This is a genomic window from Sphingosinicella sp. CPCC 101087 (genome assembly GCF_004151485.1).
Taxonomy (GTDB): Bacteria; Pseudomonadota; Alphaproteobacteria; order Sphingomonadales; family Sphingomonadaceae; genus Allosphingosinicella.
In genome coordinates this window covers 1-22,294 of sequence record NZ_SBFF01000004.1, presented here as the reverse complement: position 1 = coordinate 22,294, position 22,294 = coordinate 1, and the positions used below count along the sequence as shown (strand labels likewise).

At 65.9% G+C, this 22,294-nt stretch carries 21 protein-coding genes; 9 read left to right on the top strand and 12 right to left on the bottom strand.

The genetic code is table 11. The features are described from left to right. Position 1 precedes the first annotated feature (1 nt). The 3 genes from EKM57_RS07340 to EKM57_RS07330 all read left to right on the top strand — a co-directional run bounded on the left by EKM57_RS07340 (position 2) and on the right by EKM57_RS07330 (position 2,677). Positions 2–1,627, top strand: coding sequence for an MFS transporter (locus EKM57_RS07340; protein WP_129791853.1), 1,626 nt, complete (start codon positions 2–4; stop codon positions 1,625–1,627). Continuing rightward, positions 1,624–1,938 carry a DUF1244 domain-containing protein gene (locus tag EKM57_RS07335; protein WP_129791852.1) on the top strand — a complete coding sequence of 105 codons (315 nt, stop codon included), beginning with the start codon at positions 1,624–1,626 and terminating at the stop codon, positions 1,936–1,938. Before EKM57_RS07340 ends, EKM57_RS07335 begins: the two co-directional genes overlap by 4 nt. A 274-nt stretch (positions 1,939–2,212) precedes the next feature. Next, a complete protein-coding gene (locus EKM57_RS07330) occupies positions 2,213–2,677 on the top strand; it encodes a MarR family winged helix-turn-helix transcriptional regulator (RefSeq protein WP_243450936.1) in 465 nt (154 codons plus the stop codon). A 66-nt stretch (positions 2,678–2,743) separates the two neighbouring features. Here the strand turns inward: EKM57_RS07330 and EKM57_RS07325 are convergent, their stop codons facing one another. The 9 genes from EKM57_RS07325 to EKM57_RS07285 all read right to left on the bottom strand — a co-directional run bounded on the left by EKM57_RS07325 (position 2,744) and on the right by EKM57_RS07285 (position 12,402). Then, the gene (locus EKM57_RS07325; RefSeq protein ID WP_129791850.1) at positions 2,744–3,853 is read right to left on the bottom strand and encodes a 5-methyltetrahydropteroyltriglutamate--homocysteine S-methyltransferase; all 1,110 of its coding nucleotides are present in this window, start codon (positions 3,851–3,853) and stop codon (positions 2,744–2,746) included. A 100-nt stretch (positions 3,854–3,953) separates the two neighbouring features. Continuing rightward, positions 3,954–5,261, bottom strand: coding sequence for an MFS transporter (locus tag EKM57_RS07320; RefSeq protein WP_243450935.1), 1,308 nt, complete (start codon positions 5,259–5,261; stop codon positions 3,954–3,956). Positions 5,262–5,354: 93 nt separating this feature from the next. After that, a complete protein-coding gene (locus EKM57_RS07315; protein ID WP_129791849.1) occupies positions 5,355–6,308 on the bottom strand; it encodes a Gfo/Idh/MocA family oxidoreductase in 954 nt (317 codons plus the stop codon). 20 nt (positions 6,309–6,328) lie between these two features. Continuing rightward, entirely contained in the window at positions 6,329–7,171 is an 843-nt protein-coding gene (locus EKM57_RS07310; protein WP_129791848.1) for a class III extradiol dioxygenase subunit beta, read from the bottom strand. A gap of 1 nt (position 7,172) precedes the next feature. Beyond that, complete coding sequence (gene ligA / locus EKM57_RS07305) at positions 7,173–7,577, bottom strand: protocatechuate 4,5-dioxygenase subunit alpha (protein WP_129791847.1); 405 nt, start codon at positions 7,575–7,577, stop codon at positions 7,173–7,175. Continuing rightward, a complete protein-coding gene (locus EKM57_RS07300; RefSeq protein ID WP_129791846.1) occupies positions 7,577–8,596 on the bottom strand; it encodes an amidohydrolase family protein in 1,020 nt (339 codons plus the stop codon). Before EKM57_RS07300 ends, ligA begins: the two co-directional genes overlap by 1 nt. Further along, entirely contained in the window at positions 8,593–9,480 is an 888-nt protein-coding gene (locus tag EKM57_RS07295; protein ID WP_129791845.1) for an NAD(P)-dependent oxidoreductase, read from the bottom strand. The genes EKM57_RS07300 and EKM57_RS07295 overlap by 4 nt, the downstream gene beginning before the upstream one ends. 56 nt (positions 9,481–9,536) lie before the next feature. Then, positions 9,537–10,763, bottom strand: a complete 1,227-nt coding sequence (locus tag EKM57_RS07290; protein ID WP_243450934.1) for a LysR family transcriptional regulator — start codon at positions 10,761–10,763, stop codon at positions 9,537–9,539. Between the two features lie 184 nt (positions 10,764–10,947). Then, positions 10,948–12,402: an aldehyde dehydrogenase family protein gene (locus EKM57_RS07285; protein WP_129791844.1), complete on the bottom strand. Its 1,455-nt coding sequence runs from the start codon at positions 12,400–12,402 to the stop codon at positions 10,948–10,950. Positions 12,403–12,566: 164 nt separating this feature from the next. Between EKM57_RS07285 and ligK the strand changes: the two genes are divergently transcribed. From ligK to EKM57_RS07270, 3 genes are read left to right on the top strand one after another with little or no spacing between them, the layout of a single operon-like run. Beyond that, positions 12,567–13,241 (top strand): 4-carboxy-4-hydroxy-2-oxoadipate aldolase/oxaloacetate decarboxylase, encoded by a 675-nt coding sequence (ligK, locus tag EKM57_RS07280; RefSeq protein WP_129791843.1) that lies wholly within the window; start codon positions 12,567–12,569, stop codon positions 13,239–13,241. A gap of 45 nt (positions 13,242–13,286) precedes the next feature. After that, positions 13,287–14,321, top strand: a complete 1,035-nt coding sequence (locus EKM57_RS07275; RefSeq protein ID WP_371414126.1) for a 4-oxalomesaconate tautomerase — start codon at positions 13,287–13,289, stop codon at positions 14,319–14,321. Continuing rightward, positions 14,318–15,202 (top strand): amidohydrolase family protein, encoded by an 885-nt coding sequence (locus EKM57_RS07270; protein ID WP_129791841.1) that lies wholly within the window; start codon positions 14,318–14,320, stop codon positions 15,200–15,202. Before EKM57_RS07275 ends, EKM57_RS07270 begins: the two co-directional genes overlap by 4 nt. 56 nt (positions 15,203–15,258) lie before the next feature. Here the strand turns inward: EKM57_RS07270 and purU are convergent, their stop codons facing one another. Continuing rightward, the gene (gene purU, locus EKM57_RS07265; RefSeq protein ID WP_129791840.1) at positions 15,259–16,113 is read right to left on the bottom strand and encodes a formyltetrahydrofolate deformylase; all 855 of its coding nucleotides are present in this window, start codon (positions 16,111–16,113) and stop codon (positions 15,259–15,261) included. 151 nt (positions 16,114–16,264) lie between these two features. On the opposite strand from purU, the gene EKM57_RS07260 reads away from it, so the two are divergent. Further along, positions 16,265–17,671, top strand: a complete 1,407-nt coding sequence (locus EKM57_RS07260; protein ID WP_129791839.1) for an aminomethyltransferase family protein — start codon at positions 16,265–16,267, stop codon at positions 17,669–17,671. Positions 17,672–17,924: 253 nt separating this feature from the next. On the opposite strand, the gene EKM57_RS07255 is transcribed toward EKM57_RS07260, so the two are convergent. Continuing rightward, complete coding sequence (locus EKM57_RS07255; protein WP_129791838.1) at positions 17,925–18,794, bottom strand: methylenetetrahydrofolate reductase; 870 nt, start codon at positions 18,792–18,794, stop codon at positions 17,925–17,927. Positions 18,795–18,814: 20 nt separating this feature from the next. Between EKM57_RS07255 and fdhD the strand changes: the two genes are divergently transcribed. Then, positions 18,815–19,648: a formate dehydrogenase accessory sulfurtransferase FdhD gene (fdhD, locus tag EKM57_RS07250; protein WP_243450933.1), complete on the top strand. Its 834-nt coding sequence runs from the start codon at positions 18,815–18,817 to the stop codon at positions 19,646–19,648. A gap of 60 nt (positions 19,649–19,708) precedes the next feature. Here the strand turns inward: fdhD and EKM57_RS07245 are convergent, their stop codons facing one another. Then, positions 19,709–19,957: a hypothetical protein gene (locus EKM57_RS07245; protein WP_129791837.1), complete on the bottom strand. Its 249-nt coding sequence runs from the start codon at positions 19,955–19,957 to the stop codon at positions 19,709–19,711. A 214-nt stretch (positions 19,958–20,171) separates the two neighbouring features. Here EKM57_RS07245 and EKM57_RS07240 point away from each other — a divergent pair. After that, positions 20,172–22,294: pre-peptidase C-terminal domain-containing protein (locus tag EKM57_RS07240; RefSeq protein ID WP_206185337.1), on the top strand; the 2,123-nt coding region annotated here is incomplete at its 3' end.

The window sequence follows — 22,294 nt, the reverse complement described above, 5'->3', positions numbered from 1 at the left end:
AATGACGATTCCGGAAGCCGGGGCGCCAAGGTTGGGTGGTCGCCTTGCCTGGACGGCCCTGATCCTGGTCGCCCTCACCCAGGCGATGAGCATGGTCGACCGCCAGATCCTCGCCATTCTGGTGCCGCGCATCAAGGCCGACCTCGGCATCGCCGATGCCGAGATGGGGCTGCTCTACGGCACCGTTTTCGCCCTCTTCTATGCGCTCTTCTCGATGCCGCTGGGCCGCCTTGCCGACGGCTGGATACGCACGCGGTTGCTCAGCCTTTCGATCATCGGCTGGTCGGCGGCGACGGCGCTTGCCGGTTTCGCCAACAGCTTCGGTGTGCTTGCGCTTTCCCGCCTCGGCGTCGGCGTCGGCGAAGCGAGCGTCCAACCTGCCGGCATGTCGCTCCTTGCCGATTCCTTCCCCAAGGAAAAGCGCGGCATGGTCACCTCGTGGATCGCGGCTGCGGTGGCTTTGGGCCTGGGCGGCGCGCTGGTGTTGGGCGGGACGACGGCCGATGCCTGGGACGCGGTCTGGCCGCAGGGAGAGGGCGCGCCGCTCGGTATCAAGGGGTGGCAGGCCGCCTTCCTCGCCGCCTCGCTGCCGGGGTTGGTGATCGGCTTCTTTTTGTGGCGGCTTCCTGAGCCGCCCCGCGGCGCCGCCGACGGCCTCGCGCCCCATGTCGATCCGCACCCCTTCCGCGCGAGCTGGAACACGCTCTCCGCCATCCTTCCCGTCTCCAACTGGCTGGCCTTCGCCCGGCGCCGCGCGAGCGCGGCGGAATATGCGTTCAACGTCGGCGGCCTCGCCGTCATCGTCGCCGCCATGTACGGCCTGACGCGCTGGACCGACTCCCTGCGGCCAGGGGTCCAGCCGCTTCAGCTCGGCGGCTTCGCGATCGGCGGCAATGCGCTGCAATGGCTCATTGTCGGCTTCGGCGCCTATGTGATGCTGAACTGGCTTCAGTCGCTTCGGCTCGGCGACCGCCCGGCCTTCGTCCTGATCGCCCGATCGCCCGCGACGTTCCTCACCCTCACGATTGCCGCGCTGCAGACGGTCATCAATTATGGCGTGATGGGCTGGACTCCGGCCTATCTCATCCAGCATTTCGGCGAGAGCCCGACCCGCGTCGGCCTCGTCTTCGGCGTCATGAGCGCCGTCATCGGAATCATCGGCCCGCTTATCGCCGGGCCTGTGGCCGACTGGGCCCACAAGCGGATCCGTGGTGGACGGATCTATGTCACTCTCGCGTCGCTGGTCGTCTCGCCGGTTTTCGCCTTCCTCACCTTCACCGCGCCCGATCTGACCCGCTTCTATCTGTGGTTTGCCGCTTATGCGATCGCGCTCACCATGTGGCTGCCGTCCATCTATGCCACATTGCTGGACCTGGTGCTGCCGAGGATGCGCGGCATCGTGATCAGCTTCTACATCCTGTCCGTGACCATTATCGGCCTCGGTCTGGGCCCCTATGCGGTCGGCCTGATGAGCGACCTCAACGGCGGCGACCTGGCCTGGGCGATGCTCAGCCTTTATTGGCTGGGCCCGGTCCTGATCGTGCTGCTGATCGGTCTGATTCGCCGTCTGCCGCTAGACGAGGCGCGCCTGATCGATCGGGCCCGTGCCGCCGGAGAACCTTTATGACCAACAACGACTTGCCCGAGATGGACGATGGCGTCGCAGCGGCGGCGTTTCGCCGCCTTGTCGCCCACCTGCGTCACCGCAAGGATGCGCAGAATGTCGACCTGATGGGCCTCGCCGGTTTTTGTCGCAACTGCCTCGCGGATTGGGTTGCGGAGGCGAGCGCCGAACAAGGCAAGCCGATCGACCGCGAGACGGCGCGCGAGATGGTCTACGGCATGCCCTATTCCGACTGGAAGGCGAACCAGCCGCCGGCGACGCCCGAACAGCTGGCGCTCATGGAGGAAAGTGTCGCCCGCAACAAAGGCACGTAGAGCATCGCTCTCGTCGGGGCGATCCCGCTCGCCTTGCCATGTCGCGGGAATTGCGGATCGGGCGGCACGCTGTAAAAGGCGCCGTCGAGATGTGGCGGGATTTCCCTTCCACTTCCAGGCCGAAGGGGTCAGCCTCCACCAGGGGCGGCCAATCCAGGCCGGCGAAAGCGCGCGTCCTCGGGGAATCTGCGAAGGCATCTCTCCTTTCGGCGAAAGCTACGCTACACGCACAATTCGAACCTGGGAGATGCGTCACAATGGGGGAGGTACTGCGTTGATCCAATCCGGCGCGAAGCCCGCTGTGGAACCGGTCGACCTGAGCGACGTCGGCGAGATCAAGGACATATTGGGGTTCCACATCCGCCTCGCCTACGTTGCCGTGTACCGGCACTTCATGGAGACCTTCACCGATCTCGACCTGACGCAGAAGCAGGTGTCCGTCCTGTGGCTGGTGAGCGACAATCCCGGCATTGCCCAGACCGACCTCGCACAGCGCCTGCACATGGATCGCGCGACGACGATGGGAATCGTGAACCGCCTGGAAGCGCGGGGTTATCTGCGCCGCGGGCCGTCGCCGCCGGACCGGCGCCGCAAGACGCTCTATCTGACCGACGAAGGAGACAAGATGCTATTGCGCGCGCGCGGATGCATCTGGGAGCATGAGCGCTGGTTGAAGAGCCGCTTCACCAAGAAGGAAGTGGAGACGCTGATGTCCCTGCTTGATCGCATCCACACCTGAGTCGAAGGCGCCTCTCGCCGCTGCGCCGCCGGCGGTGCGGCGTCGCACCGCCGGCCGCTCGGTTGGTCAGCCCCAGATTTCCTCCGCGACCTCGATCACCAGCCGCATCTTGGCCGCCTGCTGCTCGACGGCGATGTCGTTGCCGTGAACGGTCGAAGAGAAGCCGCATTGCGGGCTCAGCGCCATCTGCTCGACGGGCATGAACCGTGCGGCCTCGTCTATCCGCCGCTTGATTTCGTCCTTGGACTCGAGCTCCCCGAGTTTCGTGGTGACCAGGCCGAGCACCACCGTCTTGCCCTTCGGGACGAAGCGCAGCGGCGCGAAGTCCCCTGACCGGGGGTCGTCATATTCGAGCAGATAGGCATCGACGTCGAGCGCGTTGAACATCACCTCGGCGACGGGCTCGTACCCACCTTCGGCGGCCCAGCTCGATCGGAAATTGCCGCGGCACAGGTGGACCGCTGTAATCATGTCCTCGGGGGCGTCGGCGATCGCGCTGTTGATCAGGGCTGCATAGAGACGGGGCGCCTCGTCAGGATCCATGCCGCGCTTGCGGGCATTCTCCCGCTGCGTCTCGTCGCACAGATAAGCGAGATTGGTGTCGTCGAGCTGGAGGTAGCGCAGGCCCGCATCGGCCAGCTGACGGACCTCCTCGCGATAGGCCGCGCCGACATCGGCGAAGAATTCGGCCATGTCGGGATAGACTGCTTCGCTGATTCCTTCGCGACCGGCGCGGAAATGGAGCATGGTGGGCGAGGGGATGGTGACCTTGGGCGTCTCCGTCACCACGGATTTCAGATACTCGAAGTCCGCCAGCTGGATCGGTCTGGCGTGCCGTACCTTTCCGGTCACGGCCATGACGGGGGGCGCATAATCCAGCTCCTTGCCGCCATGTTGGTGGAATTTGACCTGGGTGCCGCCTTTCTCCTCGATTCCGTCGAGCTGGAGCAGGAAGTCGGTGTGGAAGTAGGTCCGGCGAAATTCGCCGTCGGTGATCGTCTTCAGGCCGAGCTCCTCCTGAAAGCGGACGATTTCGGCAATCGCCTCGTCTTCCACCGTGCGCAGTGCGGCGTCGTCAATCTCTCCCGCCTTGCGGCGCCGGCGCGCCTCGAGAAGCGCCTCGGGACGCAGGAAGCTGCCGACATGATCGGCGCGCGAGGGGAGTGTCGTGGTCATTCGTAAATCCTGCCGTTCTGCGATGGTTGGCGCGCGGCCGCGCGCTGCGCCACCCGGTAGCCTGCCGGCGGCGCGAGGCAAGAATTTTCCGATGCGTCGCTTACGATCCGGCGGGCTGCGGTCGGGGCGTCCGGAGGGCGAAAATCGCCACCGCGGCAAACAGCGAACCGAGCGCCATGATCATTGCAACGGTCGGGAGGCCGTAATTGGCGGTGAACAGGAAACCGGCGACGATCGGCCCCACGACCGAACCGCCTCGGCCCGTTCCAACCGCGAAACCGGTGCCGCCGGCGCGCAGTTCGGTCGGGAAGGACTGGGCGAAGAGGGCGTAGAGGCCGACGATGACGGCATTGGTGAAGAATCCGGCAATTCCGGTGACCAGCGCCAGCTGCCCGAGGTCGGCGCCGACATGCCCGAATATCGTGACCATGACTGCCGACATCAGCATGAAGGCGATGATCAGCGGCTGCAGCGCCACCCTTTGGGTGAGGAGGCCGAAAAGCAGGGCGCCCGTAGCTCCGCCGACATTCGCCCAGACGAGGACCCCGCCGGCCGCCGACGGTGCGAAGCCCATGTCGACGACGATCTTCGGAATCCATTTCAGGACGAAATAGAAGGTCATGATGTGCAGGAAGTAAGCCACCGACACCAGGACGGTCAGTCGCGCGAGGCCGGGCGCGAACAGCCTGGCCATCGACGCCTTGGTCGAGCGCGGCTCCGGATCCGGAAGGCGGTCGACCGGCGGATGCCCCATCCGGGCCATCGTCCGGTTGACGGTGGCGAGCGCGTTGGCCGGCCGCTTGTGGATCAGGAACTCGATCGATTCCGGAAGCAGGAACCAGACGATCGGGATGAAGGAGGCGGTGACGAGCGCACCGAACACGAACACCGACCGCCAGTCGAAGGAGGCGAGCAGCATCGACGCGATCGATCCGCCGATCACCGCCCCGATGGGATAGCCGCTCGCCATGATCGCCACGGCCAGAGCGCGTCGCCGGCGGTTGGAAAATTCCGCCGTCATCGCGTTGATCGCGGCCAGCATGCCGCCGATGCCCAGCCCTGTCAGGAGACGGTAAACCGACAGGATGACGACGTTCTGGGCGGTCGCGGCGAGCGCCATGCCCGCCGCCATCACGACCAGGCAGCCGAGGATCATCGGCCGCCGGCCGATCCGGTCCGCGACGTTGCCGAGCAGGATGGAACCGACCGCCATTCCGATCAGCTCCATCGACAGGACGATGCCGAGCGCGTCGCGCTCGATGCCCCATTCCGACGCGATACCCGGCGATGCGAAGCTGATCGACAGGACGTCGAAGCCGTCGAGCGCGTTCAGGGCGATGCACACGCCGACAGCGGCGATCTGCAACCTGCCCATGGGCCGTTCGAGGATCGTTTCGCGCGGATCCATCAGGCGGGTTCTCCGGTCGGTTCTGTGCTGTTCGCGTCGGACAATAGAGCTTCTCCGTCTGTCCGCAATCTCGCGCGAGGCCGGGGTGGCGATCTAGCGGCGCTGCGCCTCCAGCTGCGCCTCGAGCCGCCCGAGCACCTGGTAGCAGGGCAGGACCTGGGAGACGCTCGCATTGGGCTCGCGCCCCTCCCGGATGGCGGCGATGAACTCGCGGTCCTGAAGCTCGATGCCGTTCATCGAGACGTCGACCTGGCTGACGTCGATCGGTTCTTCCTTGCCCGTGACGAGATCGTCGTAGCGGGCGATATAGGTGCCGTTGTCGCAGATATAGCGGAAGAAGGTGCCGAGCGGCCCGTCATTGTTGAAGCTCAGCGACAGGGTGCAGATGGCGCCATTCGCGGCCTTGAGCTGGATCGACATGTCCATCGCGATTCCGAGCTCGGGATGGTGCGGGCCCTCGATCGCATTGGCCTGCACGATCGGCGCCCCGGCCTGGTACTGGAACAGGTCGACGGTATGCGCCGCATGGTGCCACAGCAGATGATCGGTCCATGAGCGCGGCTCACCCTTGGCGTTAATGTTCTTCCGCCGGAAGAAATAGGTCTGCACGTCCATCTGCTGGATGGCGAGCTCGCCGGCGCGGATCTTCTTGTGCACCCACTGGTGCGACGGATTGAATCTCCGCGTGTGGCCGCACATCGCGACCAGCCCGGTCTCCTTCTGCTTGGCGACCACCTTCTCGGCGTCGGCCAGGCTGTCCGCCAGCGGGATCTCGACCTGCACATGCTTTCCGGCCTCGAGGCACTGGATCGCCTGCTCGGCATGGATCTGGGTCGGCGTGCACAGGATCACGGCGTCGACGTCGTCGCGCGCGAGGCTGTCGGCCAGCTCGGTCGTGGCGTGGCCGATGCCGTGCTTGTCCGCGACCTTCTGCGTGGCCTCGAGCGTTCGGCCGACGAGGGACACGACCTCGACCCCCTCGATATTCTTCAGGCCGTCGAGATGCTTTTCGCCGAAGGCTCCGGCGCCGGCTAGGGCGATCTTCAATCCATCCTCCTTGCAGTTGGTCAGGTGGCCGGCTCGAGCACGATATGGCCGACGGCCGTGTTGCTGGCCGGCACGTGATAGTGGCGGTGAAGCTCCTTCACCTTGTCGCCTAGGGCGCCGCGCATGATCAGCCACATCACCAGCTCGATCCCTTCCGAGCCGGCCTCGCGCAGATATTCGATATGCGGCATCTTCCGCAGCCGCTCCGGATTGGCGGTCAGGTCGTCCAGGAACGCGGTGTCGAACGACTTGTTGATCAGGCCGGCGCGCGGTCCCTGCAGCTGGTGGCTCATCCCGCCGGTGCCCCAGATCTGCACGTTGAGGTCCTCGGGGAAGCTCTCGACGGCGCGGGCGATCGCCTCGCCCAGCATCCAGCAGCGATTGCCGGTGGGCGGCGGATAGGTGACGACGTTGACCGCCAGCGGGATGACCTTGACCGGCCATTGCTCGACCTGGCCGAACATCAGCGACATCGGCACGCTGAGCCCATGATCGACCGCCATCTCGTTGATGATGGTCATGTCGAATTCGTCGAGGATGCAGCATTGGGCGATGTGCCAGGCGAGGTCCGGATGGCCCTTCACCGCCGGCACCGGCCGGGGTCCCCACCCTTCGTCGGCGATCGGAAACTCGTCCGCGGCGCCGATCGCGAAGGTCGGGATGATCTTCATGTCGAAGGCGGAAGCATGGTCGTTATAGACCAGGACGACGACGTCCGGCTTCTCGGCTTTCTCCCATTCGCGGGTCCATTCATAACCGGCGAAGACCGGCTTCCAATAATCCTGGTCCGTCTTGCCCAGGTCCATGGCGGCGCCGACGGCCGGGATGTGGCTGGTGGTGACGCCCGCGGTGATACGCGCCATTTCAGCGGCCCTCCTTGATCGACCTCAGCCCATCGGGCGAGCGGCCTCCGGCGAGCATCATCGCGGCATAATCCTCCTGGGACATCCCGGTCATCGAACCGACGGCGAACTGGAAGCTCTTGCCGTCGGTCGAGAACAGCTTGGACAGGAAATAGATATTGCCGCCTTCGTCGATCATCCGGTTGTAATCGCGTGCCAGCACGGCTTCCTTCTGGGCGTCGGTCATCGGCCATTCGTCGAGATAGGCTTTCTCGTCCTTCCTGAACCGCTCCCGGTTCTCGGCCTTCATCAGGCTCATCGCGAACTGGTTGAGGTGATAGCCCTGGCGCGCGCGCTTGGCGGTGAAGACGCGGGTGCCGGGTATGTCGTCGAACTCGGCGAGATATTCGTGGACGTTGCGAGGCATCACAGGCCCCTCTCCTTCAGTTGGGCGTCGAGGCGCGGGAAAACGCGTCGAGCGTTGCCCTCGTACACCTGATGGCGTTGCTCCGGCGTCAGGTCGAGCGCGTCGACATAACGCTTGGTGTCGTCGAAATAGTGCCCGGTCTGCGGATCCACGCCGCGGACGGCGCCGACCATCTCCGACCCGAACAGTATATTGTCGAGGTCGATCACTTCGAAGAGGAGGTCGATGCCGGGCTGGTGGTAGACGCAGGTATCGAAATAGACGTTCTTCATGACATGCCCGTCCAGCGGCGGCTGCTTCAGCATGTCGGCAAGCCCGCGATAGCGGCCCCAATGATAAGGGACGGCGCCGCCGCCGTGCGGGATGATGAACCTGAGGTCCGGAAAGTCGCGGAACAGATCCCCCTGGATGAACTGCATGAAGGCGGTCGTGTCGGCGGCGATGTAATAGGCGCCGGTGGCGTGGAAGACCGGATTGCAGCTGCCCGAAACGTGGATCATCGCCGGAACGTCCAGCTCGACCATCTTCTCGTAGAAGGGATACCAGAACCGGTCGATCAGCGGTGGAGCACTGAAATGGCCGCCCGACGGGTCCGGATTGAGGTTGCAGCCGACGAAGCCCAGCTCGGTGACGCAGCGCTCGAGCTCGGCCACGCTGTTTTCGATCGGCACGCCTGGTGATTGGGGCAGCATGCACACCCCAATGAACGTCTCGGGATAGAGGTCGACGCAGCGCTTGATCAGGTCGTTATTGTGCCGCGCCCAGGCGGCCGAAACCTTCTCGTCGCCGACATGATGCGCCATCGCCGAAGCGCGCGGGCTGAAGATGGTCATGTCGGCGCCGCGCTCGCGCAGCAGCCGAATCTGGTTCTTCTCCAGCGTCTCCCTGATCTCGTCGTCGGACAGAGCGGGATAAGGCGGCGGGCTTTCGCCGGCCTTGAAGGCCGCCTTCTGTGCCTCGCGCCAGTCGCTGTGGGCGCTAGGCGCCGTCGTGTAGTGGCCGTGACAGTCGATGATCATGCCGCCTCCTGGCGATCGAGCGCGCCGAGGATCCGCTCGGCCTTGGCATCGAATCCCGGAGCGCTGCCGAGATTCGCGGCGCCCAGGCGCCGCTGGCTCGCGGCGGTCGCCTTGGCCATCTCGCCGGGAAGTCCGAGATCGCCGAGGGTGATCGCGACCTCCTCCATCTCCGCGGCACGGCGCAGGCCGTGCAGCATCATCCGGTCGAGATTATAGTCGGCCCGCTCGAGCCAGCTCTCTTCCTTCCAGCTGCCGTCGAGCGAGGCCGCGACCTCCTTGACGACTCCGGCGCGGGCGCAGGCTAGGAAGCATTCGGCCGTCAGAGCTTCCAGGCCCTTGACCATCACCGACCTCAGCATCTTGATCGTCGAGGCGCGGCCGATCTCGGCCCCCGCCCCGCGCGGCACGAAGCCGAGGCTAGCGAGGCGGGCGCACGCCGATTCCACGTCGGTTGCGCTCACGAGCAAGGGCACGGCCAGGCGCCGGGGCAGGACGGGAGCCATTACCGCCACATCCACATAGACCGCACCCGCGGCCTCGATCAGCTCCGAAGCGCGGCGCTTGGTGGCCGGCGCGACGCTGTTGAAATCGCAATAGAGGGCGTCCGGCCGAATCGTGCGCGCGGCCTCGGCGGCGGCCGCAAGCGCTTGATCGGCGGTGACGACGGAGATGACGATCTCCGCGTCCGCCAGCGCTTCGGCGAGGCTTTCCGCGCCGAGGATGCCGTGGCGCCGATAGGCCTCGCGCTTGGACGCGGCCGCTGCCGGGTCGAGCGTCTTGATGTCGAAGGCTCGGATGCGAAGCGCGCGGTCGAGCGCTTCGGCGAAGGCCGTTCCCGCCTCGCCGAAGCCGATCAGCGCGAGGTTCTTGGCTCCGTCCGGCATAAGCGGAACGGCTAGAGGGCCCTCGGCCCGAGCGGCAAATCCGAATGGCAGAGCCGCTATTCGATTCCTCGAAGTGTCGACTCGGCCGTCATGTCCCGCAGCAAGGCGAGGAACTCCGCCTGGGCCGGTGCGGGCCGCCATCCCGCACGGGTGGTGAGGCCGATCGGCCGACACGTCTCCTCGATCGAATCGCTCATCGCGACGAGCGTTCCGGCGGCGAGGTCCTCGCGAATCTGCTGCGGCGACAGCAAGGTAAGGAAATCGCCCGCGCCGAGCAGCGCCCGGATCGTGATCACGGAGCCGCACACCACCGGGGCCCGCGGCAGCGGAAGACCGCGACTCTCGAACAGCCGGCGCCAGAGCAGCCGCAAGGGAGTCCCGGTCCGCGCAATCACCCAGGGATATTCGATCATCCGCTCGATCGGCGGCTTGCCGGTCGTGGCCAGCGGGTGATCGGGGCCGGCGACGATCACCAGCCGGTCGTCGAACAATGGCTCCTGCTCGACGTCGGGCCCCGGCGCCGGCTGGCGAAGCGCGCCGATCAGGAAATCGAGCCTGCCGTCGCGAAGTCGCTCGATCAGCTCCGAATGCGGACCTTCGACCACCTCGATCTGCACCGACGGGCGCCGCTGGAGGAAACGGGCGATGGCGAGCGGAACGGTGCGCGCGCGAGCGAGCGGCATGGCGCCGATCCGGACTCGGCCCGTGTCGAAGCCGGCGAGCGCCTGAAGCTCGTCCAGCGCCGACTGTATCTCGTTCACGGCCAGGCTGAAGCCGCGGGCGAGGCGCTGCCCGGCGGCGGTGAGCCGGACCCCGCGGCCGCGGCGTTCGACGAGAACGACTCCGCTCAGCCTCTCGACGTCGCGAACCGCCCGGTGGAGCGACGGCTGGGTAAGCCCGCTTTCCTGCGCCGCCGCGACGAAGCTGCCAGCGGCGGCGAGGGCGAGCAGAGCCCTCACCTGGCTCATCGTGACCAGATTCTCCGTGCCGCGAAATCCGCTTCGCGAGACGCTCCGAATCGCCTCGAAGGCGGCGCTCAGCGCTGCTGCGGTCATGTCTATCCGGTCGGCCAGCTGGGTGCCGGCGGGGGTCGGCATCATTCCGGCCGAACCCCGGTCGAACAGCTTCAGGCCGAGCTGCGCCTCCAGCTTGGCAATGCCCTGAGTCAATGCCGGCTGGGACAGCGCCACCTGGTTCGCGGCTCTGCTGATGCTGCCGCAGCGGCGAATGGCCGCCGCGGCGCGAAGATGGCGCAGGTTGAGGTCGTAGGGGCTCAGGGTCACGGCCCGTCCATAGCAGAAACTTATGCCGGCGCGCGGCCGGCGACCGAGCGGCGCTGTCCCACCCGCCGGCCGCGGCCGAATGAAGCCGGCGCCGAGACGCGGCACATGACGGACGCTGGGGGCGCCATGCCGCGGACCGCGGCAAACGCCCCAGGGAAACGGCGCGGGGCCGGCCTGGCCTGCCCTAGGCCGCAGCCTCTGCCGGAGGGGCGTCGGCGGGGACGTCGCCGATGACCGACTTGATCTCGCAGAATTCCTCGAGCCCGAACTTCCCGAACTCGCGGCCATTGCCCGATTGCTTGTAGCCGCCGAACGGCGAGTTGAAGTCGAGCCCCCCGGAATTCACGAACACGCTGCCTGCGCGGATTCTCCGAACGATCTGTTTCGCGATGGCGGGATCGCCGGCGATATAGGCGCCGAGCCCGTAGGGCGTGTCGTTGGCGATCTCCACCGCCTCGTCGAGCGTGTCGTAGGGGATGACGACGAGCACGGGACCGAAAATCTCCTCGCGCGCGATGGTCATGTCGTTGGAGACGTCGCCGAACACGGTGGGCTTCACATAATAGCCCTTCTCCTTGCCTTCGGGACGGCCGAGGCCGCCGACGACGATCCGGGCGCCTTCGTCGATGCCCTTCTGAATCAGCCCCTGGATCTTGTCATACTGGCTCTGGTTGACGACCGGGCCGATATGGCTGCCTTCCTTCATTGGATCGTCGACCGCCTTGGACCCGAAGATCTCGGCGAGCCTTTCCAGCGCCTCGTCATATTGCGAGCGATGGACGAGCAGGCGCGTCGGGGCCACGCAGCTCTGGCCGGAGTTCAGGAGGACGCCTCCGGCGCCGCCGGGGAGCGCCGCGTCGAGCGGGGTGCCCGGCAGGATGATGTTGGGCGACTTGCCGCCAAGTTCCTGATGGACTCGCTTCACCGTTTCCGCGGCGTTCCTGGCGACGAGGATACCGGCGCGGGTCGAGCCGGTGAAGCTGATCATGTCGATTTCGGGATGCCGGGCCAGCGCTTCGCCCACGCCGGGGCCGTCGCCCTGGACGAGGTTGAACACGCCCGGCGGAACGCCGGCGGCGTCCATCACCTCGGCGAAGACCTTCGCCGAACCCGGCGTCTGCTCGGACGGCTTCAGGATCACCGTATTGCCGGCGGCGATCGCCGGGGCGACCTTGGCCACGATCTGGTTCATCGGCCAGTTCCACGGCGTGATCAGGGCGACCACGCCGATCGGTTCGTAGATGACCTTGTTCTTGCCCGTCGATTCCTCGAACGCGAAGACGTTGAGCGCCTCCAGGGTCGAAGCCAGGTGGCCCAGCCCAGATCCGGCCTGGGCGGTCATCGACAGCGAGATCGGCGCACCCATCTCCTCGGAGATCGACCGGGCGATGTCCGGAATGCGCTTCTTATATTCCTCGATCACCCGGGCGAGCAGGGCGGCCCGTTCCGCCTTGCCGGTCAGGGAGAAGGTCTCGAAGGCGCGCCGCGCGGCCGCGACGGCCTTGTCGACGTCGGCCTGGCTGCCGAGCATGACCACCGAAGCGACTTCCTCGGTGGCCGGATTGATCACTTCGTGTCGCCTGTCGCCTTCGCTGTCGGTCCACTGGCCGTCGATATAATGCTTCAGATACTCGTTCATGCCGATCTTCCTCTCCAGCCGAGGTCCAGGATGTCAGTGACTCTAACATCATCTGGAAGCGATGCCATTGCGAGTCCAGACCTGCCGACCTCGAATAGCGTCTCCTTATAGCCGCTGGTCAGATCGAATTTGCCCGCGCGGGGCTCGAAGGATTGGAGGGACGCATGTCCGGGATCGTAGTCCAGAATATCGAGCGTGCGCCCATCGACGTCGTGGACGGCCTGGGCGCCAGCGGCGTCGCGACGGTGCACGAAGCGCAGGGGCGTACCGGGCTCATGCGCAGCTATATGCGCCCCATATATGGCGGCGCCCGCATCGCCGGATCGGCGGTCACCATTTCGGCGCCTCCCGGCGACAATTGGATGGTCCACGTCGCCGTCGAGCAGCTCCGGGAAGGCGACGTCCTGGTGCTCGCACCGACCAGCCCCTGCGACGACGGCTATTTCGGAGACCTGCTGGCGACCTCGGCGATGGCGCGCGGCTGCCGCGGGCTGGTGATCGAGGCCGGCGTGCGCGACGTTCGCGACCTCGAGGCGATGGGCTTCCCGGTCTGGTCGAAGGCGATCTCCGCCCAGGGCACGATCAAGGCGACCCTGGGATCGGTCAACGTGCCGATCGTCTGCGCCGGCGCGATCGTCAATCCGGGCGATGTGGTCGTCGCCGACGATGACGGTGTGTGCATCGTGCCCCGCGCCGACGCCGAGGCCGTGCTCGAGAAGGCTCGCGCCCGCGAGGCCAATGAGGAAGAGAAGCGCCGACGTCTCGCTGCGGGCGAGCTTGGGCTCGATCTTTACGACATGCGCGGCAAGCTGGAGTCGCTCGGCCTCAAATATGTGTGAGGCCAAATATGTCCGGGGTCTGGCATGACTGAAGGCGTGCGTTGCATGTGGATGCGCGGCGGGACGTCGAAGGGCGGCTATTTCCTCGCGGAGGACCTGCCCGCCGGCAAGGCGGAGCGCGACTCGTTCCTGCTCCGGGCGATGGGTTCGCCCGACCCGCGCCAGATCGACGGCATGGGCGGCGCCGATCCGCTGACCTCCAAGGTGGCGGTGGTATCCCGGTCCGAGCGCGACGGCGTCGACGTCGACTATCTGTTCCTCCAGGTCTTCGTCGACCAGCCGATCGTCACCGACGCGCAGAATTGCGGCAACATCCTGGCCGGTGTCGGGCCGTTCGCGATCGAGCGCGGGCTGGTCGAGCCGGCGGACGGCGAGACGAGGGTCGGCATCTATATGGTCAACACAGGGCAGGTCGCGGTGGCGACGGTGAGGACGCCCGGCGGCAGGGTCGATTATGAGGGCGAGGCGCGGATCGACGGCGTGCCCGGCACCGCCGCGCCGGTGCCGCTCGAGTTTCGCGACACGGCGGGGTCGACCTGCGGCGCCTTGCTTCCGACCGGCCGCCCGGCCGACGAGATAGAGGGCGTCGCCTGCACCCTGATCGACAATGGCATGCCCTGTGTCGTGTTCCGCGCCGAGGATGTCGGCGCGACCGGCTATGAGGATCGCGAGACGCTTGACTCGGACGACCGGCTCAAGGCGCGGATCGAGGCGATTCGCCTCGCCGCCGGCCCGATGATGAACCTTGGCGACGTGGCCGGGAAGTCGGTGCCCAAGATGATGCTTGTGGCGCCGCCGAGGGCCGGCGGGGCGGTCACCGTGCGCTCTTTCATCCCCCACCGCGCCCATGCCTCGATCGGCGTCCTCGGCGCTGTCAGCGTCGCGACCGCCTGCCTGATTTCCGGATCGCCCGCCGCCGCGGTCGCCCGTGTCCCGGACGGGCGGCGCAAGATCCTGTCGGTCGAGCATCCGACCGGAGAGACGACCTGTGTCCTCGAAACCGACGAATCGGGGCAGGTGAAGAGCGCCGCAATGCTCCGGACGGCGCGCAAGCTGATGGATGGAAGGGTGTTCGGATGACCGAGGCGGCCCGTGTGCGCAGCTGGGTGGAGCGCCCCTCCAAGCCGCGATATGTGCCGCCGCCCGGAGCGGTCGATGCCCACTGCCACGTCTTCGGCCCGATGGCCGAGTTCCCGTTCAGCCCCAAGGCCAAATATCATCCGGAGGATGCAGGGCCGGAGACGCTGTTCGCCCTGCGCGACCATCTCGGCTTCAGCCGCAACGTCATCGTCCAGGCGAGCTGCCACGGCACCGACAATCGCGCGACGCTGAACGCGATCGCGCGGTCGCAAGGCAAAGCGCGGGGCATTGCCGTGGTCGATCCCGCAATCTCCGACGCGGAGCTCGATTCGCTCCACGCCGGCGGCATCCGCGGCGTTCGCTTCAATTTCCTGAAGCGGCTCGTGGACGACGCGCCCAAGGACCGGTTCCTCGAAGTGGCGCGGCGGATCGGTCGCCTCGGCTGGCACGTGGTGGTTTATTTCGAGGCGGACATTCTCGACGAGCTGCGCCCTTTCCTGGAGGCGATTCCCGTCCCGGTCGTGATCGACCATATGGGCCGCCCAGACGTCGGCCAGGGCCCCGACGGGCCCGACATGAAGGGCTTCCGCCGGCTCCTCGACAGCCGCGAAGACGTCTGGTTCAAGGCGACCTGCCCCGACCGCCTTTCGCCCCAGGGCGAGCCCTATGACGATTTCGTCGTGGCGGTGCGCCCGCTGGTCGAGGACTATCCGAACCGCGTGCTGTGGGGCACCGATTGGCCGCACCCCAACATGGAGCACCGGATCCCTGACGATGGCGGACTGGTCGACGTCATCCCGCGAATCGCGGTGAGCGAGGCGCTGCAGCGCCAGCTCCTCGTCGACAATCCGATGCGGCTCTACTGGCCGGACGAGGCCTGACTTCCGCCGTCATCCCGGGAGACGCTGGGCTTCCGACTCGCGCCGTCCGGGCAGGATCAGCCCGCGAACACCACCGTCTTCACGCCGTTGAGGAGCACGCGGTCCTCGAGAAGATAGTGGACCGCGCGCGCCAGGACGCGGCGCTCGATGTCGCGGCCCTTGCGGACCAGGTCGTCGGGCGTGTCGGCATGGGTGATATGCTCGACGTCCTGGGCGATGATCGGCCCCTCGTCGAGGTCGGCGGTGACGAAATGCGCGGTCGCTCCGATCATCTTCACGCCGCGCGCATGGGCCTGGTGGTAGGGCTTGGCGCCCTTGAAGCCCGGCAGGAAGCTGTGATGGATGTTCACGCAGCGGCCGTGCAGGAAGGCCGAAAGGTCGTCGGACAGGATCTGCATGTAGCGGGCGAGCACGACCAGCTCCGCGCCGCTTTCGTCGATCAGCGCCTTGATCTGCGCTTCCTGCTGCGGCTTCGTCTCCTTGGTGATCGGCAGGTGATGATAAGGGATGTCGCCGATCATGGAGGTCTGCAGCACCTCGCGCGGGTGGTTCGAGATGATCCCGACCACCTCCATGTTCATCTCCCCGATGCGGGTCCGGTAGAGCAGGTCGCCGAGGCAGTGATCGAACTTCGACACGAGCATCATGACCTTCTTGCGCTCGTCCGTCGGCCGTAGCCGCCATTCCATTCCGTGCTCGGCCGCCAGCGGCGCGAATCGGTCGCGCAAGGCGCTCGCGTCGCCGTCCAGATCGAACAGCACGCGCATGAAGAATCGCCCCGTTTCGACATCGTCGAACTGCTGCGCTTCGAGGATGTTGCCGCCCATTTCGAACAGCAGGCCAGCGACGGCCGCCACCAGGCCGGAACGGTCGCCGCACGAGAGGGTGAGGATATAGGCTTTCGTCGTCATATTCGTTTGTGTTGCATATTATTTCGAAGAGGGCCAGAAGGCTTTTTACGAAGGGATTCCGCGATTCCGCCGATCGGCCTGGAAGGGCTGGTGCGGGGCGCCGGAACCCTTCATCGCCAACCGATTTCGAAAGTGAGAGGATGAAGTCGTCATGACTGCGAAGAATCTGGAGGAAGTGATCAACGGCGCGGGAAATCCGGTCCACATGCTGCGAAATTCGCAGATCGGTGCCTATGTCTATCCCGTTGTCGCGCCCGAATTTTCCAACTGGCGCTCGGAGCAATGGGCCTGGCAGCATAGCGCCGTGCTGTTCGACCAGTCGCACCACATGGTCGAGCTGTTCATCAACGGTCCCGACGCGGTGAAGCTGGTCTCCGATACCGCGATCAACACCTTCAAGAACTTCACCGTCAACAAGGCCAAGCAATATGTGCCCACGACGCCTTATGGGCACGTGATCGGCGACGGCATCCTCTTCTACCTCGCCGAGGAGCGGCTGCTCTATGTCGGCCGCGCGCCGGCCGCGAACTGGCTGATGTTCCACGCCGAAACCGGTGGCTACAATGTCGAGGTGATCAAGGACGACCGCTCGCCGTCGCGGCCGATGGGCAAGCCGGTCCACCGCACCCACTGGCGCTTCCAGATCCAGGGGCCGAACGCCTGGTCGATCATCGAGAAGCTGCACGGCGGGCCGCTCGAGCAGCTCAAATTCTTCAACATGAGCGAGATGAACATCGCCGGCCGCAAGGTCCGCACGCTGCGTCACGGCATGGCGGGCGCGCCCGGCCTCGAGATCTGGGGCCCCTACGAGGAGCAGGACGAGATCCGGAATGCGATCGTCGAGGCCGGCAAGGATTTCGGCCTCGTGCAGGTCGGGAGCCGTGCCTATCCGTCCAACACCCTCGAATCCGGCTGGATTCCCTCGCCGCTGCCCGCAATCTATACCGGCGAGAAGCTCCAATCCTATCGCCAATGGCTTGGCGCCGACAGCTACGAGGCGACGGGGGCCATCGGCGGCAGCTTCGTCTCCGACAATATCGAGGACTATTATCTGAACCCGTGGGAGCTGGGCTACGGCCCGTTCGTGAAGTTCGACCACGATTTCCACGGACGCGAGGCGCTCGAGCAGCTGGATCCCGCCGCCCAGCGCCGGAAGGTGACGCTGGCCTGGAATCCGGAGGACATGGCGAAGATCTTCGCGTCGCTCTTCGACACGGACGGCGAAAACTACAAGTTCTTCGACCTGCCGCTCGCCAATTACGCCTCGTCCAACTACGATCGCGTCGTCGATGCCGGCGGCACCACCGTCGGACTGTCGATGTTCACCGGCTACAGCTACAACGAGAAGGCGGCGCTCAGCCTCGCGACCATCGACCATGAGATTCCGGAAGGCACCGAGCTTCGGGTCGTCTGGGGCGAGGAAAATGGCGGTACGCGCAAGACCACGGTCGAACCGCACAAGCAGATCGAGGTGCGTGCCGTGGTGAGCCCGGTCCCTTACTCCAAGGTCGCCCGGGAAACCTATCAAGAAGGCTGGCGCACCGAGCGCACCGCCTGAACGGAGCAGGCGGCGGGGATCTCCCCCGCCGCCGTCCATTCGCTCAGAGCCGAAGGCCAGGAAAGTCCCGCGCGCATCACGCGCGCGGGACTTTCCTGCAAAGGCGCAAAGCGGCGCAGCGCGGGCAAAGCGGGCCCCTTGTGCCGGGTGAGCCGACCGGCCTGGACGATGGCTCTGCTCGCGCCGGTCACCTCTGCGTGTCGGCGTTTCGGCGCGACACGGAAGAGCGGATCGCCCGGACCGCTCGCGCGATTCAGCCGCGGATGCTCTCCACCCATTTCGCCGTCTTCATCAGCGAGCCGAAGGTGAAGAAATGGACGCCGTCGATGCCGAGCGCGGGCTCTGCCTCGCGAGCCAAAGCGATGTCGGTGAGCAAGGCTTCGGGAGTCTCTCCCGCCGCCATCGATCGGGCCAGGCCGGAACGCTCCTTGAGCGCTCGAAGCGACGTGCCGACGCCGCACAGCATCGCATATTTGAGCAGGGTCGAGCGATCGGCCGGTCCTGCGACCCCGACCCGGTAGGGGACGTCGATCCCCTGGCCGCGCATCCGGCGCGCCAGCGCGACGATGGGCGCGGACTCGAAGGCGAACTGGCTGACCAGCCAGACCGACAGCCCCGCTCGCGCGGCCACCTCCATCTTCTCGGCGCGCGCCTTCTCGAGCACGTCGTCGGGGATGCGCGGATGGCCTTCGGGATAGCAAGCGAGCGCAATGCGGTTGATGCCGTATTTCTCGAACAAGCCGGTCTCGAGCAGCTGAAGCGCCGCATCATATTCGCCCACCGGCTTGTCGCGGTCGCCGCCGACGACATGGGCACGGTCGACACCGGCTTCCCCCGAGAGGCGGGCCAGCATGTCGTCGAGGACGGCACGGCTCGGAATGTTGCGCGCGACGATATGCGGAATGGCGACCATGCCGGCGCGGTGCAGTTTCACCGCGCCGCGGATGAAATCCTCGACCGTGTCCTTCGGGAAGGAGGCGATGAACACTCGCGTCTGCGGCCGGAGCAGCTCGCCGGCGGCGTCGAGCGATTTGTGATCCCGCGTGGTGATCTCCGCCGAATAATTGTCGAGCAGCCTCGCCAAGGCCGCCTTGGCATCGCTATCCTGAGCTATTGTCGCCATTTCATCCTGCCGATGCGTTCATGATCATGAAGGACAATATGCAGCAACGCATACAATTTGTCACCACCCTCCGCGCCTGCCGGGTCGGTGCGGACGGCAGTCGCTCGGTGGGGGAGCGCAAGGTCCCCGCCGAGGTTCCGGTGGCGGTGAGCTTTCTCGGCATCGGCTATGCGGTGATGATGGCGACACCGCACGATCTGGAGGATTTCGCTTATGGTTTCGCCCGTTCGGAGCGGCTGATCGAAAGCGCCGCGGACGTCGTCGGAGTCGATGTGCGCGAGGCTGACGACGGAATGCTGCTCGGCATCGAGCTCGCGCCGGAACGGCATGGGCGCGTGCTGCAGCGGGTCCGCCACCGGGTCGGCGAGTCGAGCTGCGGACTGTGCGGGATCGAGAATCTCGAGCAGGCGCTCCGGCCGCTCCCGCAAGTGCCTGCGCCCGACCGCGGGGTAGCGCCGTCCGCCATCTTCCGCGCGCTGGAGGCCATTCGGGCGCATCAGCCGCTCAACGAGGCCACCGGCGCCGTCCACGCGGCCGCCTTGTGCGATGCCGGCGGTGCGGTGCTTGCGGCGCGGGAGGATGTCGGCCGTCACAATGCCTTCGACAAGCTGATCGGGCATTGCCTGCGTGAGGGGCGCGATCTCTCGGCTGGCTTCGCCCTGCTCACCGCGCGCTGCTCCTACGAACTGGTCGAGAAAGCGGCGCTTGCCGGGATCCCTATGCTGGTCACGATCTCCGCGCCAACGAGCCTAGCGGTCGCCCGCGCGGCCGAATCGGGTCTTACCCTGGCCGCCTTGGCGCGCAGCGACTCGCTGCTGGCGATGAGCGATCCGCACGGGCTTTTCGCCACCTGACGCAAGCCTGCGCCAGCCTTCCCGCCGCAAGACTGACGGGGTCCGCCCGCGCTTGGGCCGTCAGCGGCCGAAGCCGTAGCGCCGCATCAGCTCCTGGCGCGTGGCCGTCTCGCGCTCGCCGGCTCCGGTCATGCGGACGACCCATTCGTAGACGCCGGGCCGAACCTCTCGCCAATAAGGAAGGTCGATCGCGCCGTTCGCCTCCAGATGCCCAAGATATTCGTCGAGAGAATGAAAGACGCGCCCGCGAGCATAAGGGAGGTTGGCGACTCCCGTCTCGCCGCCGTCTGCGCCTGGTTCTCCGGCCACCGGCGCCTCCTGTGCAGGGTTGGAAAGCTGGGGCTGCGCGGGGGCCGCGGAGCAAGCCGAAACCGCAAGTGTGGCAAGCGTCGCTGCCGCAGCAAGTGCAGGCCGTCCGGCACTTCGACGAGTTAAGAAAGATGGTTTCAAAGCAGTTGTCCAACGTCCCAAACTATGATCTGTTGCCGGCACTGGCAATACAAACAGGGGAGTTCCAATCATCATGAGACCGGCTCATCTGATCAACGCCGAAAAGAATATCGTCGCGGTAGAGTTTGATATTTTCGACTGTGCTTACATGCATTCGGGCAGCAGTTCCAAGCTCGCCGCCCCGGTAAGTTATCTGGACAGCTCTCTTGCCGGCGCGGAATTTGCCGGCCTGACGCAGTCGCCGGTCTCCGTCCCGCCGGAGATCCTCGTCACCGGGAATATCGGTTCGGACGAGGAGCAGGACGTCTATTCGTTCGAGGTGGTCGAGGGGCAGACCTACATGCTGTCGGCTTATGGCAGCGGCGGCGAGCCGCTCGAGGATACGCTCCTCCTTCTCGCCGACGACACGCTCTCGGTGATTGCCGAAGACGATGACGGCGGCGCGGGCAGAATGTCCCTCCTCACCTTCACGGCGGAATATACCGGCACCTATTATGCCGCGGTCATGGCCTTTCCGGGCCTGGGCGTCACCGGGGAATATACGCTCGATCTGCTGGCGCAGCCCGAAGAGGATATCGTCCCCGACACGTTCGAAGGGGCCGTGGACCTGAACCTGAACGGTGTCACCTACGGCTTCATCGACGGCACCGATCCCTTCGTCTACTTCTTCGCGGGCGAGACCGACACCTACAAGCTCGAGGTCGAGGCCGGGAAGTTCTACACGATCGAGGTCGCGGGCGGCGCGGACCATATGTCGGATTATGCCGATCTTCCGCCGGGCGAGCTGGACCCCTGGGTCTTCCTCTACAATTCCGACGGCAGCCTGATCACCCAGAATGACGATATCGGCTTCCCGACCGATATCAACTCGCGCATCTCGTTCTTCGCCGAAGAAAGCGGCACCTATTATCTCGATGTGCAGTCTTACTATCCTTATACGGGCGGCTATTCGATCACGTCCCAGGAAATGGACCTGTCGACGCTTGACCCGCTGGAATCGCTCATCTGGGACGATGCCGCGAACATCGATCCGGGCGACGACGGAATCGTTCATGTCTATTTCGCCGTCGAGGGAGAAAGCTTCGGCGAGCTCGCCGACAATGGCGTCGATCCACTGCCTTCCTTCGGCTGGAATGCCTGGGAGAAGCAGCAGGTCATGGTCGTGCTCAGCGAGTACAGCAAGATTCTCGGCTTCACCTATGAAGAGACGACCGACTCCAGCGAGGCCGACTTCCGTCTCATCACCACGACGTCCGAGCAATATGGTGCCTACTTCTATCCGCAGGATCCGACCTACGGCGACGCGCAGGGCATCGGCGCGTTCAACGTCGACAATGGCGGATGGCTGTTCGACCAGCAGCAGGGCCTGACCCAGGGCGGCTTCGATTTCGGAGTCGTCCTGCACGAGTTCGGCCATGCTCACGGCCTGGCGCATCCGCACGATACGGGTGGCGGCTCGGAGATTCTGGCGGGCGTGACCGGCTCGGCCAGTTTCGGCGTCTACGACCTCAACCAGGGCGTCTACACCGTGATGTCCTACAACGACTCCTGGCCGACGGGCCCCAACGGCGCCACGCCGCTCACGGCGGCGAACGTCGACAGCGGCTGGTCGGGCACGCTCAGCGCGTTCGACATCGCCGCGCTCCAGGAGCGCTACGGGATCATCAATGCCCACGCCACGGGCAATGACGTCTACGAGCTCGGCGATGCCAACGATCCCGGTGTCTATTACGAAACGATCTGGGATACCGGCGGTACCGACGAGATTCGCTATTCGGGCAACCGCAACGCGCGGATCGACCTGCTGGCCGCAACCATCGACTACAGCCCGACCGGCGGCGGTGTCATGTCCTATGTCGAAGACGTTTTCGGCGGCTACACGATCGCCCGGCACGTGGTGATCGAGAATGCCACCGGCGGCGGCGGCGACGACGTCATCATCGGCAACAGCACCGTCAACGTCCTCACGGGCAATGGCGGCGACGACGTGCTGATGGGCCGGGAAGGCGGCGACACGCTGAACGGCGGCGCCGGCTTCGATACGGCGAGCTACATGGACGCCGACGCCGGGGTCCATGCCTCGCTGGCCAGCAGGAAGGGAACGGTCGGCGATGCGGCCGGCGACAAATATATCGGCATCGAGAAGCTGGAAGGCAGCAACTTCGCCGATACGCTCGACGGCGGCAATGCCGACGA